This window comes from Paenibacillus sp. FSL W8-0426, from assembly GCF_037969725.1.
In the GTDB taxonomy this organism is placed as follows: Bacteria; Bacillota; Bacilli; order Paenibacillales; family Paenibacillaceae; genus Paenibacillus; species Paenibacillus hubeiensis.
This window is the reverse complement of the sequence record NZ_CP150203.1, coordinates 4,757,460-4,769,380: the sequence shown is the minus strand read 5'-3', so window position 1 is coordinate 4,769,380 and position 11,921 is coordinate 4,757,460. Positions and strand designations below refer to the sequence as shown.

The 11,921-nt window shown below is 54.0% G+C and carries 23 protein-coding genes; all 23 read left to right on the top strand.

Annotation, left to right across the window (positions count from 1 at the left end; all coding sequences use genetic code 11):
• The first annotated feature begins 1 nt into the window (after position 1).
• The 23 genes from MKY59_RS21610 to MKY59_RS21500 all read left to right on the top strand — a co-directional run bounded on the left by MKY59_RS21610 (position 2) and on the right by MKY59_RS21500 (position 11,920).
• Positions 2 to 1,033 (top strand): hypothetical protein, encoded by a 1,032-nt coding sequence (locus tag MKY59_RS21610; RefSeq protein ID WP_339273794.1) that lies wholly within the window; start codon positions 2 to 4, stop codon positions 1,031 to 1,033.
• Between the two features lie 2 nt (positions 1,034 to 1,035).
• Positions 1,036 to 1,392 (top strand): hypothetical protein, encoded by a 357-nt coding sequence (locus MKY59_RS21605; protein ID WP_339273793.1) that lies wholly within the window; start codon positions 1,036 to 1,038, stop codon positions 1,390 to 1,392.
• Complete coding sequence (locus tag MKY59_RS21600; protein WP_339273792.1) at positions 1,393 to 1,608, top strand: hypothetical protein; 216 nt, start codon at positions 1,393 to 1,395, stop codon at positions 1,606 to 1,608.
• A complete protein-coding gene (locus tag MKY59_RS21595) occupies positions 1,577 to 2,119 on the top strand; it encodes a crossover junction endodeoxyribonuclease RuvC (RefSeq protein ID WP_339278448.1) in 543 nt (180 codons plus the stop codon). Before MKY59_RS21600 ends, MKY59_RS21595 begins: the two co-directional genes overlap by 32 nt.
• A gap of 148 nt (positions 2,120 to 2,267) precedes the next feature.
• On the top strand, positions 2,268 to 2,630 hold the full coding sequence (gene nrdI, locus MKY59_RS21590) for a class Ib ribonucleoside-diphosphate reductase assembly flavoprotein NrdI (protein ID WP_339273791.1): 363 nt from the start codon (positions 2,268 to 2,270) through the stop codon (positions 2,628 to 2,630).
• Positions 2,614 to 4,710: a class 1b ribonucleoside-diphosphate reductase subunit alpha gene (nrdE, locus tag MKY59_RS21585; protein ID WP_339273790.1), complete on the top strand. Its 2,097-nt coding sequence runs from the start codon at positions 2,614 to 2,616 to the stop codon at positions 4,708 to 4,710. The genes nrdI and nrdE overlap by 17 nt, the downstream gene beginning before the upstream one ends.
• Positions 4,711 to 4,737: 27 nt before the next feature.
• Positions 4,738 to 5,700 carry a class 1b ribonucleoside-diphosphate reductase subunit beta gene (nrdF, locus tag MKY59_RS21580; protein ID WP_339273789.1) on the top strand — a complete coding sequence of 321 codons (963 nt, stop codon included), beginning with the start codon at positions 4,738 to 4,740 and terminating at the stop codon, positions 5,698 to 5,700.
• Between the two features lie 432 nt (positions 5,701 to 6,132).
• Complete coding sequence (locus MKY59_RS21575) at positions 6,133 to 6,735, top strand: hypothetical protein (RefSeq protein WP_339273788.1); 603 nt, start codon at positions 6,133 to 6,135, stop codon at positions 6,733 to 6,735.
• Positions 6,732 to 6,887 carry a hypothetical protein gene (locus MKY59_RS21570; RefSeq protein WP_339273787.1) on the top strand — a complete coding sequence of 52 codons (156 nt, stop codon included), beginning with the start codon at positions 6,732 to 6,734 and terminating at the stop codon, positions 6,885 to 6,887. The genes MKY59_RS21575 and MKY59_RS21570 overlap by 4 nt, the downstream gene beginning before the upstream one ends.
• Positions 6,888 to 7,205: a hypothetical protein gene (locus MKY59_RS21565; protein ID WP_339273786.1), complete on the top strand. Its 318-nt coding sequence runs from the start codon at positions 6,888 to 6,890 to the stop codon at positions 7,203 to 7,205.
• The gene (locus tag MKY59_RS21560) at positions 7,202 to 7,351 is read left to right on the top strand and encodes a hypothetical protein (RefSeq protein ID WP_339273785.1); all 150 of its coding nucleotides are present in this window, start codon (positions 7,202 to 7,204) and stop codon (positions 7,349 to 7,351) included. The genes MKY59_RS21565 and MKY59_RS21560 overlap by 4 nt, the downstream gene beginning before the upstream one ends.
• Positions 7,352 to 7,371: 20 nt before the next feature.
• Positions 7,372 to 8,025, top strand: a complete 654-nt coding sequence (locus MKY59_RS21555) for a PhoH family protein (RefSeq protein WP_339273784.1) — start codon at positions 7,372 to 7,374, stop codon at positions 8,023 to 8,025.
• 20 nt (positions 8,026 to 8,045) lie between these two features.
• Positions 8,046 to 8,285 carry a hypothetical protein gene (locus tag MKY59_RS21550; protein WP_339273783.1) on the top strand — a complete coding sequence of 80 codons (240 nt, stop codon included), beginning with the start codon at positions 8,046 to 8,048 and terminating at the stop codon, positions 8,283 to 8,285.
• Positions 8,275 to 8,421 carry a hypothetical protein gene (locus MKY59_RS21545; RefSeq protein ID WP_339273782.1) on the top strand — a complete coding sequence of 49 codons (147 nt, stop codon included), beginning with the start codon at positions 8,275 to 8,277 and terminating at the stop codon, positions 8,419 to 8,421. Before MKY59_RS21550 ends, MKY59_RS21545 begins: the two co-directional genes overlap by 11 nt.
• 27 nt (positions 8,422 to 8,448) lie before the next feature.
• A complete protein-coding gene (locus tag MKY59_RS21540; RefSeq protein WP_339273781.1) occupies positions 8,449 to 8,601 on the top strand; it encodes a hypothetical protein in 153 nt (50 codons plus the stop codon).
• The gene (gene dut / locus MKY59_RS21535; RefSeq protein WP_339273780.1) at positions 8,598 to 9,125 is read left to right on the top strand and encodes a dUTP diphosphatase; all 528 of its coding nucleotides are present in this window, start codon (positions 8,598 to 8,600) and stop codon (positions 9,123 to 9,125) included. Before MKY59_RS21540 ends, dut begins: the two co-directional genes overlap by 4 nt.
• A complete protein-coding gene (locus MKY59_RS21530) occupies positions 9,122 to 9,292 on the top strand; it encodes a hypothetical protein (protein WP_339273779.1) in 171 nt (56 codons plus the stop codon). The genes dut and MKY59_RS21530 overlap by 4 nt, the downstream gene beginning before the upstream one ends.
• Before the next feature lie 106 nt (positions 9,293 to 9,398).
• Positions 9,399 to 9,626 (top strand): hypothetical protein, encoded by a 228-nt coding sequence (locus MKY59_RS21525; RefSeq protein WP_339273778.1) that lies wholly within the window; start codon positions 9,399 to 9,401, stop codon positions 9,624 to 9,626.
• Positions 9,623 to 10,342 (top strand): FAD-dependent thymidylate synthase, encoded by a 720-nt coding sequence (thyX, locus tag MKY59_RS21520; protein ID WP_339273777.1) that lies wholly within the window; start codon positions 9,623 to 9,625, stop codon positions 10,340 to 10,342. The genes MKY59_RS21525 and thyX overlap by 4 nt, the downstream gene beginning before the upstream one ends.
• Positions 10,343 to 10,552: a hypothetical protein gene (locus MKY59_RS21515; protein ID WP_339273776.1), complete on the top strand. Its 210-nt coding sequence runs from the start codon at positions 10,343 to 10,345 to the stop codon at positions 10,550 to 10,552.
• Positions 10,549 to 10,836, top strand: a complete 288-nt coding sequence (locus tag MKY59_RS21510) for a hypothetical protein (protein WP_339273775.1) — start codon at positions 10,549 to 10,551, stop codon at positions 10,834 to 10,836. Before MKY59_RS21515 ends, MKY59_RS21510 begins: the two co-directional genes overlap by 4 nt.
• 32 nt (positions 10,837 to 10,868) lie before the next feature.
• Positions 10,869 to 11,480 (top strand): hypothetical protein, encoded by a 612-nt coding sequence (locus tag MKY59_RS21505; protein WP_339273774.1) that lies wholly within the window; start codon positions 10,869 to 10,871, stop codon positions 11,478 to 11,480.
• A gap of 32 nt (positions 11,481 to 11,512) precedes the next feature.
• Positions 11,513 to 11,920, top strand: a complete 408-nt coding sequence (locus MKY59_RS21500) for a 3D domain-containing protein (protein ID WP_339273773.1) — start codon at positions 11,513 to 11,515, stop codon at positions 11,918 to 11,920.
• The last annotated feature ends 1 nt before the right edge of the window (position 11,921 follow it).

Sequence of the window (11,921 nt, the reverse complement as noted above, 5' to 3'; positions counted from 1 at the left end):
ATTGACTCAACAACTCGCTAATCAAATCGCGCAAGAATTTACGGTGTTCCTGAACGAATGGCATTCTGCGCCAGAAGAGTACGACGATCCGCTCGACGCGCAAATCCATCGTTGGTATGCGGACATTTTGACGGACCGTGAGCGAAAGTTATGGCCGCCGCGTAATATGCCGTACTTCTCTCCGTCGGCAGCAGACGCAGACCCGCGCGCACTATACGAAAAGACTCGCGGCACCAAAAAGGAATCGCGCGTAGTCCAACCGAACCAGGGCCGCCAAACACGCATCGGGACCGCTATTGGGGACGTGATTCAGCGTGATCTATTATTCGCGGAACGCCATTACGAAAAGGCATACGGAAGGCGGCCGCGATTCACCTTCGAGCGCAACGATCACGGCGAGCCGATGTTCGAGGATTTCGCCAAGCGAAGCCACGTCGTAACGCATAACGGAAAGACGTTCGCGCTATACGGAACTGGCGACGGCATCATGCGATATGTCTCCGAGGATGGCGAAGTCCTACGCGTCGGACTCGAAGTTAAATCGAAGCAAACGACGTATGCGAAGACGTCCCCGTACTCCATGCGCAACGGCCCGGAAGAAAAGCACGTTAAGCAATGCGTATGCTACTCGATTATGTACGACGTGGATTATTACGTAATCCTCTACGTTAACGGCGCGCGGAAGGAGTGGTCGATCAGCGCGGAAGATTACGAGAAGAATCCGGATATCATGGCGTTCGGCGTGTACTTTACGGATGAGATGCGCGAAGAAGTTCTTGACTACTTCACGACGATCCTTGACGCGGTAGAAAGCGGTGTGCCGCCGTTGACTGATCTCGACAAATGGACATTCAACGATTATAAGCGGACGATTGCGCTATCACTCACCGGCGACGAGATGGACGCGCTCAGACGGAAAGTGGCGGCGATTCAGCGGTCGGGGTTACCGGACTGGAAGAAGCGCGGACCTGCGGAGGCGCTTGCGGAGATTGAGCGGATTAGGGCGGAAGAAAATGCGAAGGGGGCTGCGTAATTATGAGCGGAATTTATCTTAACGATTGGGATCGCGCAGAAAAGGTTTATCGGGACTTCGGCATCCAGGAACCGGAAGGCATCGAGATTCTGCTCGCGAGCTATACGTACATTTGGTACGAAGGAACAGCGTTCGTACTCTACCGCGATAAGAAAGACGAAAAGCTCTACGAAGTCAACGGCGGGCATTGTTCGTGCTACGGGCTTGAAGATCAATGGGCTCCGGAAGAGACAAACGTAGAGGTCTTGCGGCACCGTATCGAAAAGGGACGGCTCGGACAGGGTTACGACGGAGAAGGGCGCTTCGTTGACGAGCTGACTGCGGTGCTTGATGGTTTAACGCAAAGGAGGGCGGCGTAAATGAACGTATTCAAACGCATACTTAACGGAATCTTCACGGTAGGCGCGTATGTCGCCGTGTGGATGGGCTTGATGATCGCGGTGTCCGTATTCACCGGCGGAGATTATTCGATCCTGTTCCGGATCATCTTCGGAGCGCTAGTCGTACTCGGATTCGTTCAAGGCTACTTATCGGGAGGAGGCGATAACAATAGCGAAGCCAAGAGCGCAGACTAAACGTTACGCCGGACTCGACTTATCGCTGACATCGCCAGGCTTCGCGATCATGGACGTGAGAAATCGCGTCCCTACGCTAGTCGCGACATCCATCGTTAAGACTGACGCAGGCGAGGCGCGGCCCTTGCGTTACGAGGTTATCGAGGCACACGCGCTATTGTTCTTCCGCGAGCATAAGCCGGATGGCGCGATTATCCGCGAGGTGTGGCCGCCAGCGCGCAACTACGACCAAAACGATAAGGTCCACGGAGCATGGTCGGCGGTGGACCGCGCACTTTCGCGCCTAGGATACGAGGTGGCCGAGAACCTTACGCCATCGACCGTCAAGAAACTCGTAACCGGAAATGGACGCGCTGAGAAACCGCAAGTGGCGGAGGCCGTGCGGAGAATATTGCGGCTTGGTCCGGATTACAAGTTTGCGGCCGGCTACGATGACAGCGATGCATGCGCGGTAATTCTGGCGTACTTGATACGCGAAAACTTAATCGATACGGAGGTGGCCGCCGCATGACACGCACACTCACCGCCCGTTACCGCGAGTATCAACGCATAGAGATCGCCAATCTCGAACGGTCAGTCGCGATATTTCGAGGGCTGGCGGAGAAGTACGAGCGGAAGCTTGCCGAAGTCCGGGCGGCTAACGAAAGGAGCGAGCGTGAGTGCTAGTCGTATACGCGTCACGGACGGGCAACGTCGGCCTATTTGCGCGGCGGCTTCCGTACCGAATCGTTAAGCTGACGGAGGGCCTGCGTGTGACTGAGCCGTTCGTCCTCGTCACATATACGGATAAGATCGGGGAGGTTCCGCGTAAGGTTCGCCAGTTTATCGTAAGTAACAACGAATACATGCGCGGTGTGGCTGCGTCAGGTAACCGAAATTTCGGGACGTCCTACGCAGCGGCCGCGGATCAGATATCGAAAGAATACGGAGTGCCGATCGTGTGCAAGTTCGAATTGGCGGGCACGCCGACCGACATACAAAAATTCACCGAAGGAGTGAGCGCGCTTGTCGCAAACGTATAAATACATCGAACTTAACAACGAAATTACCGTAATGAAGGACGGATTTTATCAACTCGAAAAGGATACGGAAGCCGTCGACGAGTTTATGCGCTTCATTCGCGACAATAAGATGCGGTTCGACTCCGTAATGGCGCGCGTTCAATATATGGTTGACAACGGGTATTATTATCCGGAAGTCCTGACGCAGTACACACCGGAGCAGATTACGGAAATTCATCGCCAAGCCGAGAGCGCAGGCTTACGTTTCGCATCGTATATGGCCGCGTTCAAATACTATACGGACTACGCGCTGAAAACTCGGGATAAGAAAACGTATTTAGAATCACCGGAGGAACGTTACGCAATCATCGCGCTATATCTGGCGCAAGGCAACTACGATATGGCGCGCGAGCTGTTATGGGGATACCTTAACGGAGTGCAGCCGGCGACCCCGACGTTTCTTAACGCGGGCAAGGCGCGCCGCGGCGAGATGGTATCGTGTTTCTTAACGGAGGTTGACGACAGTCTTAACGCGATCGGCCATGCGCATACGACTGCGATGCAGCTTTCGAAGATTGGCGGCGGCGTTGCGCTTAACCTTTCGAAACTGCGCGGACGTGGTGAAGCGATTAAGGAAGAGGAAGGCGTAGCAAAGGGTATCCTTCCGGTCGCCAAACAGCTCGAAATGGCGTTCTCATACGCGGATCAGATGGGCCAACGGAAAGGTAGCGGTGCGGTTTATTACAACATCTTCGGATGGGACGTAATGGAGCTGCTTGACGCGAAGAAGATTAACGCGGATGAACGGTCACGCCTTAAAACGTTGTCGATTGGACTTATCGTGCCGTCCAAGTTTATTGAGCTTGCGGAATCCAACGCGCCATATTATGTATTCGCGCCTTACACCGTTTTTAAAGCGTACGGTACGCACCTTGACGATATGGATATCAGCGCAATGTACGACGAATTGGTTGCGAATCCGGCCGTTAAGAAACGCGAGTTGAATGCGCGTGAGATGTTGACGAAGATTGCCACAACGCAACTTGAATCCGGGTATCCGTATCTTATGTTCAAGGATAACGCGAACGCTGGGCATGCGCTCCGGAACGTAGGTCAGGTGAAGATGTCAAATCTATGTACGGAGATTTTCCAGTTGATGGAAACTAATATCATCAACGATTACGGACAGCCTGACGAAATCGGCCTCGATATCTCATGCAATCTCGTGTCACTCAACATCGTAACCGCGATGGCATCCAGAGACCTTCGCCGCGCTGTTCATTCCGCAATGGACTCGCTGACCGCTGTATCCGATATGACTGCGATTGAGAATGCGCCTGGCGTGCGTAAGGCTAACGATTTGATGCACTCGGTCGGACTCGGCGCGATGAATTTGCACGGATATCTCGTCAAGAACCGCATATCGTACCAGTCCGAAATTGGCCGCGAGTTTGCCGACGCTTTCTTCGCCGCGGTCAACTATTACTCGATCGAACGCTCGATGCAAATCGCTAGGGAGCGCGCCGGTACATTCTACGGGTTCGACCGTTCGGATTACGCGGATGGATCGTACTTTACGCAATACATCGAAAACGACTTCCGCCCGAAATTCGAAAAGGTTGCGGACTTGTTCGCCAGCGCAGGCATCGAACTTCCGGGACCTGACGAATGGGAGCGTCTGGCCGCCGACGTCAAGCAATACGGAATGTGGCACGCGTACCGACTCGCAATCGCGCCGACCCAATCGATCAGCTACGTCCAGAACGCGACAAGCTCGGTCATGCCGATTTCTGACGTGATGGAGACGCGCACGTATGGCAACTCTACGACGTATTATCCTGCGCCGTTCCTGGCGCGCGATAACATGATTTCGTATACCAGCGCGTTCAACATGGACCAACATCGGATCATCGAAATGGTTGCGGCGATTCAGCGCCACGTTGACCAGGGGATATCGACGATCCTTTACGTTGATTCGAAAACGCCGACAAACGAGCTTGTCCGTCTTTACCTGTACGCGCACAAACTCGGACTAAAATCGTTGTACTATACGCGCAATAAACTGCTGTCCGTAGCCGAATGCACAAGCTGCGCTGTCTAAGCCGTTAAATCGAAGGGAGACGAATATATGACGAACATTATCCGCGCTGTGAATTGGAACCGCCCAGATGACGAGTACTCCGAGGACTTTCTCGATCAGAACTTTATGCAGATTTGGCGCGAACACGAAATCCCGCTCGATGACGATAAGATGTCGTGGCTGGCACTTAGCGATACGGAGCGTGACGTTTATAAGAAGGTGCTCGGCGGCCTTACGTTCCTGGATACGGAGCAGGGTTCCGAAGGGATGCCGCTTATTATGCAGCACGTAGAGTCCACGCAAAAGAAGGCGGTCCTATCGTTCATGGGCATGATGGAGCATATTCACGCGAAGTCTTATAGCGCAATCTTCGCGACGTTAGTGTCAACGGAAGAATCCGACCGCGTATTCGAATGGACGGCGTCCAATCCGTTCTTGCGACGCAAAGGCGAAATCATTAGCGGACATTACCGGTCAATTACGTCTCCTGAGCGCTTGTACATGGCGATGGTTGCGTCGGTGTTCCTTGAGTCCGCGCTGTTCTACTCCGGGTTCTACTATCCGCTATTACTCGCAGGGCGCGGCAAGATGACGGCCAGCGGCGAGATTATCGATTTGATTATGCGCGATGAAGCGGTGCACGGTCAGTATATCGGAACGTTGGCGCGCGAAGTATATGCGGAGCTGCCGGTAGAGACTCAGGCGGAACTCGACCGTGAGGTAGCGACATTGTTGCGTAGGCTCTACGATAACGAGGCGGGATACACCGTTGATTTGTACGCGCCGATCGGACTGGAGGAAGACGTGCTGCGCTTCTTGCGCTATAACTTTAACCGCGCGCTCATGAATCTCGGAAGGCCTACGCATTTTCCGGACGAGGAGATCAATCCGATCGTGCTCAACGGGATTAATACGCAAACGAAGATACACGATTTCTTTTCGAAGAAGGGGAACGGATACCAAAAGGCGGTTAATATCGTGCCGCTTACAGACGCGGATTTCGCAGTATAACGGAGGGCCTTCGGGCTTCTCCGTTTTTTCTTTATTTTATTTTCGTAACGATGTCCCAACTCCGTGAATTCGTGTCCTTATATAGAGTGTAAGGCCGCAACACCACAACGAAAACGAAACGGAGATGATACGATGTCAAACGCAACTCAACCGTCTAACGCCGCTACACAGTACCGCGAAGTCAAACGCCCTGCCCTTAAAGGTGAACGTATTCGAATCGTAGACGCGATAATGTCCCGAGGGTTTTACGCTAATGGCGACGAGCTTATTGTAGATGACGATGACGCAGGCGTTTACCCAGGTACGGTTAAAGCAACCGGAATACCTCGTAGGATTGTTTCGGTAGAATACGTAGTCCTCGAACCGATCGCAACGTCTACGCCATCACTCCCGGACCTGTTCGCGCAATTCATCCGCGACAATGCGTCGGCCGTGCGTAGCTACCTCGACGGACTCGATCCGGACGGGTGCGTTGAGCCCACCGTAAGCGAGCCGGAACCCGCGCCAGCATTAACACGCGCCAAGGTTATCGAAATGGCTCGCGAAAGGGTTGCGGAGTTGGCGCGGATCGGCGGGGCGCTGCATGGAAGACTTGCGGAAGGAACACCGTTCCATGACCGATTCTATCGCGTAGAGTTTCACGTTAACCGGGATAAACGGACAGTAACCGCGCTAGTTCGAACCGGAATCATGCCGAGCGGTAAGAAGCCCGACGCAGTAGGCATCGCAAAGTGCGCGCCCGACGACGTATTCAACGCGGACATCGGCAGGGCAATCGCGGCTGAACGTGCGCTCGGCCTGACGCTGACGGATGCGTTCGTGAATGCGCCAAAGCCTACGGAGCCCGTCACCGGGATGCTCGTAAACAGTAATACCCACCTCGGAAATGTCACGCTAGTCCATAGCGCCCGAGGCGGTGTCTATAATTACGACGATGGTACGTTGGAATTATCTACATTTCGCGCACTAGTCGGGACCCGCGTCCTTGACGACACTGACGCTGACTACACGCAGGAAGGCGGTGAGGCCGCGTGACCAAAGCGGAACTTATCGCGCAGCTCCAACGGTCGCCGCTTCCGGACGATGCGGAAATACTCGTATGGCGGCCGCAAGGACAGCGTTTAACAACGGATATTCAACTGCGCGAAGTTGACGGCCGCGTCATTATCGAGGAGGTGGGCGCGTAAATGGACGTGCTGAATACGTATGGCGGCGGTCCGGAACTGGCTGCGGTTATACTCGGCATAATCTTCGGCTGCTTCGTATTCTACGGGGTTTACCTGATTTGCGAAGCGGTCGCCGCGGATGAGCCAATCCTCGTAGTACTTGGCGTATTGGTAACGTTAGCGTGCGTGATAATGAGCGCGACACTCGTATCGATGGAAGCGCCGGTCCGCCACGAAGTCACCGTGCGCCAAGGCCACGTTCTCGACGCGGCTAAGTACGAAGTTATCGAACAGCGCGGCGAGATATACGTAATCGAGGAACGGGAGGTGAGCGAATGAAAGTAGCGGAGTTAATCGCTAAGTTATCGGAGTACCCACAAGATGCGGACGTTGTTCTGTACGACTTTGAAGACGGTTGGATGTGCGACCTGATTACCGTAGACCACAACGATGACAAGACGCGAGTATACATCGAAGTAGAATAACGCTAAGGAGGACGCAAGCCATGCCGCTACCCAAAGATACGATGTTCTTCGGATTCGCCGACAAGCTGACGCCTGAGCAGCGCAAGTATGTCGATAGCATTTTCGATAATCGCATCACGTTCGTTAATGCGCGGTCCAGTACCGGCAAAACGACGCTCGCCGTGGCCGCCGCAAAGTTGATCGGCAAGCCGCTAATATACGTATTCTCGCCCGTCGAAGAAGGTCGCATGGGATTCCGGCCGGGAACGCAACGCGAAAAGGAAGCCGCATATATCACTCCACTGACCGATGCGCTGGCCGAGATCGGCGAGAATCCGGAAAAGGCGATATACAATCCGGAGAACTTCGCGTCAGCTAAACGGATGGAACATTGGGTATATCCGATGTCACACGTATTCGCCCGTGGGATCAACATCAAAGGGAAAACGGTGATACTCGATGAGGCGCAAAATATGACGCGTGGCGAGTTGAAGAAGCTGCTAACGCGAATCCACGACGATTGTACCGTTATCGTCATCGGACACACGTTACAGTGCGATCTGCCTGACGAGAGCAAGTCCGGATTCGCGCCGTACATCGAACACTTTCGCAGACAGCCTTACGCAAGTGTATGCGAATTGACACGTAACTTCCGCGGTGAGCTGGCGCAACATGCCGATGAGCTCGCGTGGTGAGTGCAAAAGGAGACGTTAACATGGACGAAAAGATTAGGCGAAAGCTGATGCTTTTGCAGATGATAACGCGAACGTACGAGAACGAATTGGGCGGGGACATCAACGATTTGCTCACGCCAGAAAGCAGCGTAATGCTGTCCGAGTTATTCTTGGCGCGACTAGACCGGACTGACAAGGCAAAACGCGCATCCCTTGCGGCAATGTTCTTCGATACTGTGGCGGAGTTAGAGTCGGAGGTGGCCGCACGTAATGGCGTATAAATTCGAACGCACGCCGACCGGCTATTCCGTGAAGACTACGCCAGCCAAACGCATCGAACGCGAACAGGCTGCGCGTGATTGGGCGGCGATTGCGTTAGTGGTTGCGGGGCTGGTCGTAGTGTGGGCGCTCATGTGAAACTTAATTTAACGAAGGAGTGATCGCATGGAAGAAACGGTAACTATCGCAAAGTCGGAGTATGAGCGTTTGGTTGCGGATAGCGAATTTCTCGGCGCGCTTGAAGCGGCTGGCGTAGACAACTGGGCTGGGTATAGCTACGCGTGTGAAATGATGGAAGAAACGGAGGGCGCGGAATGAACGCAATTAACGTAAAATTCAAGCGCCTGCATCCGGACGCTAAGATTCCGCAGTACGCAACGGAAATGGCCGCCGGCTTCGATCTGGTCGCGGTGGAAGACGTGATTATCGCGCCAGGCGAGACGGCAAAGGTCCCGCTAGGATTCGCGGTACAGATTCCGCCGGGCTACGAAATTCAAATCCGGCCACGATCAGGCGTTACATTGAAGACGAAATTACGCGTAGCCAATTCGCCGGGTACGGTCGACGGTGATTATCGCGGAGAGGTTGCGGTGCTTATCGATAACATTGCGCCAGTGTGGGACGCGGCCGCAGGATACGCGTTAGATATCGAAGGTAGCCCGACAACTTCGCCTGTTCGCGGATTTCTTCCGGAAGGTACGTACATCATCCGCAAAGGTGACCGTATTTGCCAAGGAGTACTCGCCGCAGTATCCCGCGCATCCTTCGAAGAGGTCGCGGAGCTTGACGATACGGAGCGTGGAGACGGCGGCTTCGGGCACAGCGGGGTGACTTCGGAATGAAACTAGCACCTAAACCACCGCTCGGCATTAAGCCGCGCTTTATTCACGAATGCCACCGCATCGACGAAATCAACGCGGCAATCAACCGGTTCATTTGCGCGGATCGTCCGATACCGCTCGAATGGATCGAGGAATATAACGAATTGGTAACGCGCAATAAGGAGTGACCGCAATTTGATCAAACGCATTACCTACGCAATCATCATCGCATACTGTACAACGTTTTGGGTCGGCGTGTTGATCCGGACGATTATACGATAAGGAGTTGACGCAATGCTCGTAATCAGCGTTTATCTCGCGATAGGCATGTTGGTCGCGATTGCCTTCGCAAAGTTCGGCGTTATCGATCTGGACATGGAAGGTGCCCGGGAACTCGAAAGGTCGCCGCAGATGCAACGCGTGTTTCTGTTAATAATTGCGCTACTTTGGCTGCCGCTCGTCGTGTTCGGAGGAATTAAGGCGAAAGTTAAAATCGAACGTAAAGGAGATGACGCTAATTGAACGATAAAATCAACGTACTCGACAACGGTTACGTCCGCCTAGTCGACGCAATGGGCACGGACTTGACCCCGGTTAATGCCGCCCGCGTCTCATACGCAAAGGAATCGCACGAGCTCACGGAACGCGACATACGCCTCATTAAGTTCCTGGCGCGCGAAAATCATACGAGTCCATTCCGCCATGCGATCGCGCAGTTCGAAGTTTACGCGCCGTTAATGGTAGCGCGGCAGTGGTGGAAATACATCGTAGGTTCCGCGCATCAAGAGGGAACGGGAGATTCTTTAGACGCATGGAACGAAAGCAGCCGCCGATATATTACGGAGGAACCGGCATTCTACGAGCCTACTCCGGACGAGTGGCGCAGTGCTCCGGAGAACTCGAAGCAAGGTAGCGGAGAAGTAGTCCGTTGGGCGATCGGAGAGGAAGCGATGTACCGCCTATCGCAGACGATTGAGCGCGGTCTTGATCATTACGAATGGGCACTCGCGAATGGTATCTGCGCAGAGCAAGCGCGCCTATTCCTGCCGGCCTACGGAATGTATGTGCGCTGGTATTGGACCGCAAGCCTGCAGAGTGTCGCGCATTTCCTGGCGCAGCGGCTCGAACATGATGCGCAGGCCGAAATACAGGCGTATGCCAAGGCGGTGCTCACGCTGATTGAAGCGCGGTTTCCCGTATCGATTGGCGAGTTGCTTACGAAAAAGGAGGACGCGTAAATGAGCGACGTTAAGGTTAAGTGGAATTTTGTTGACGTAGACACAACGTTCGATAACGTGAGAAATGACGATGACGCCTGTGCTATTTGGGTCGAAGGTGATCCGATATATGACGAACACATCGGTCTGTCCGTTAATCAGGCGGAGGGCTTGATCGTAGAACTGCGCAGAAAGCTTGATGAACTGTACGCGAAGGAGGACGCAGAATGAGCGACAGCCCAACGCAAGAGCCACACCAACTCGCCGAAGTCCTCCCGTTCGTACCGCGCCCAACTCCGGAATCAATCGCACAAGCCGCCGTCATCGCGCTACTCGAACGATACGCAGACATGGCGCGGTCCGGCGAAGTCACTGGCGTTATCATCGCGGCCAAGACGCCTGACGACGTGCTGACTGGCGAGATCATGGCGGAGTATGCCGGAGTCAATTCGCGGGAACGCACGTTATTGATCGAAGAGATTCGCGAGGTTAGTTCGTACGATTACGACATATAACAACGAAAATTAACACTAAAGGAGCGGATTAGATGGCGAAATTACACGGAATTAAAAACGTAGGCGAAGGTTTCATCGAATACAACGGTGAGTACTACGAAACGCAGCATGAGAGTACTGCCGCGCAGGTTGGCGACATCGCGCAAAGTATTCTAGATAATCGCTGGATGCCGCGTGGCACTTTCCATCCCGTAGTCAAGGATCATGACGGAGACGTAGGCGTTTACGATTCGGATGGCGATTTTACCTTCGTTGGGAGCGCTGGGTTTACGTTGTATCGCAAAGTTGTTTCGACCGAAGCTCTTCTCGCAACCAAACGCGACCAACTCGCAACGCTCACGGCTGAGATCGCGCAAATCGAGGCGCAGCTTGCCGAAGAGTCACGCCTGAAAGTCGGAGATTATGCGCGGGTTACGGATACAACGTCCGTCGACGAGTTCAGCGAAGGGGATATCGTAAAGGTCACGCGGATCGATAATGACGCGAACTACCCGATTCGCGGCGAAGGCATCGTGGTTGATGATTACGAATGGTTCTCGCCATCCGCGCTAACTAAAATCACGCCAGCCGAAGCACGCGCAGCCCTTATCGCTAAGATTGACGCGCATTTCAATCCGGAAGGCGGTGCGGAACCTCGCGAATAACTACGCTAATCATCGTCGCATATGTCGCAGCAATGTACGCAGTCAACGAACCGCCGCAAGCTACCGCCAAGCCTTCGCAGGTAATAGGCAAATCTGCGAAAACAGCGGAAGTAAAGGCGCAGACGGACGAATGGCGCACGTACGAGGCGACCGCGTATACCGCATTCTGTTCGGAAGGCTGCACGGGAATCACCGCGACCGGCCTCGACGTCAGCCGCACAACAACGCATAAGGGGCGCACCGTGATCGCAGTCGATCCGAAAGTTATTCCGCTTGGCACGCGGATAACCATAAGGACGGCTGGCGGTGAGGAGATCGAAGGGGTTGCCGCCGACAAAGGTGGCGCAATCAAAGGCCGCAAACTTGACGTATTGGTCGCGAGTGAGAAAGAGGCGCGCCAGTTCGGCCGCCAGAAAGTGCGCGTTAAAATCGAAAACTAAA